The organism is Psychrobacter sp. T6-1 (genome assembly GCF_052258445.1).
The window spans coordinates 1-2,067 of record NZ_JBQQFC010000374.1; the positions used below are offsets into that span (position 1 = coordinate 1).

At 41.6% G+C, this 2,067-nt stretch carries 1 protein-coding gene and 1 pseudogene; both read left to right on the forward strand.

Annotated elements, in window-relative coordinates; all coding sequences use genetic code 11:
* Positions 1-489: hypothetical protein (locus ACTXGO_RS12900; RefSeq protein ID WP_443574811.1), on the forward strand; the 489-nt coding region annotated here is incomplete at its 5' end.
* A gap of 99 nt (positions 490-588) precedes the next feature.
* Positions 589-2,067: pseudogene (locus ACTXGO_RS12905) on the forward strand (hypothetical protein); the annotation flags it as partial.

Sequence of the window (2,067 nt, forward strand, 5' to 3'; positions counted from 1 at the left end):
TGTGTTAGACCGCGTAGTACTAAGCTATTTAGTATTCTTGAGATTAGCGAACTCAATGAAAGTAATGCTTTATTGACTGACAAAAATAATGGCTACTGCAATCCTAATGATAGTAATGACTATGTTAGTGAAGGTCGGGTGATTACTCAGATGACCTTTGTACGACCTGAGAGCAGTGGTATTTTCTCTCAAGAAGGCTCAGGCACCTCGTCTAACAATGTTGAGCCTGCGACAACTGGGGTCAATGCCGCTATTGGCTGCACTACCTTTATCGGTTACGTCACTTCAGTCATACCAGCATTATCTAGTGCCACATTAGGCAATGCGAGTAGCAACGATACTACCTCTATCGCGGGCTGCTTTAAGCAGATGCGTACAGGATCTACTACTGTAGACAGCTGTCTAGCCGCACTGAGCGTGCCGTATCAGACCCAGCAACAGACTTATATCAACCAGCCGGTTGGAGTGACCTGTGTTTCTGGTAACTAGAATTATTTAAGCGACTGCTACTTTTAGCATGTCAGCTTAGAAGTAATAGATGACTAGCAGTTTATTTATAACAGCAATCAATATTTAGGGATGATTACTATGAGAGTCTTGAACAGAATCACAACTGATAGAGTCCACCCTATTATGAAAGGCTGGCCTATCAAAGTATTATCGACAGTCGTTTTGGCCTGTATGGCAACGAGTGCTGGTCATACTAGTGATCGTGAGATCTATCAAGCGGCGCAAGGGGGTAATGCCTCTATTCTGATGATGCTCGATAATTCTATAAGTATGAATAACAATAGTATTCTTGAAGACTATCCAGATATTAGGTTTCGCTTTAGTGGTAGTGATGAGATAAGAGAGCGTTTCTATAATGATGATGGTACGGATATTGGATACATTCCATACTCAGTAGAGTACTATAGACCATCAATAAATGGTGACAAATACTACAGTCGAATATCACGGCTAAAAATGGCACTAATTCCATTATTTGCCAATCCTAAAAGCTCTTCAGGATTTGGTGCAGACATTGATTTGACTAAATATAAAATTGGTTTAGGTAGCTTTTTTGGAGGAGCTCGGCAAGGTGGTGGTCAAGTTGATGCTCCAATATCAGATTTGACTCAAGCAAACAGAATATCACTAATTTATAAGATTGCAGGGTTAACGCCATCGACCTATACACCAATAGCGAATGCCTATGCTGCAGCAGGGGCATATATGTTAAAAGGCAATACCTCTTATTCATCTCCTATGCCTACGACGCCAGCCCAGTGCGATGGCTACGGGGTATACTTCTTGACCGATGGTGAGCCCAACAGTGTTTATTCAGAAAACACTACTCGTAATTTGATGAATAGCAGTCTATCGGGCAGTTCGCTGTCTGTTAGTAATATTAGTGATCCCAAGCTTCCCTCTGCAAGAACATATTACGCGTCAGGCGTAGACGCCCCTACTGGAGCATATGTCGGTACGCCTGGATGGGAGCTAATCGGACAATATGCAAAAGCATTAAACAATGACAATAACTCCAAAAAAGATGCCATCGCAACTGCAACTGTAGGTTTTGGTAGTGTATACAAAGAGTTATACGACAGACGGACGATAGTAGGAGGAAAAGATAACTACAACTGTAATGATCCTAGTGTCGAGAGTCAAGATGCCAAAAACTTATGTAATTTTGGCAAAAAAGATCAAGGCTTTGGTGAAGGTGGGTTTTATTACACTGCAGAGTCTGAAGATATTGCCAAGAGTGTCAAGTCATTCATAAAAGAAGTTGGTGAAACTGAGATTGAACCAATATCAGCAGGCACGATGTCTGTACCTCTTGACAGTCTAGGGGGACTAGAATCGCGTCAATTTGCTTATCTACCTATACTTGAACCTGTTCCTGGATCATCACAGCTATGGAACGGTAATCTCAAAAAATACAAGGTTAGAAATGCCACTTTGCTCGGTGGTAATAATAATTTTGTCTTCTCTGATAACAGTGGTCTGTTTGCAAAAAATACTTATGATTTATGGAATACTGTTGCTGCCTCAAGACCTGACCGAGGTTTGCCGCAAGTGGGC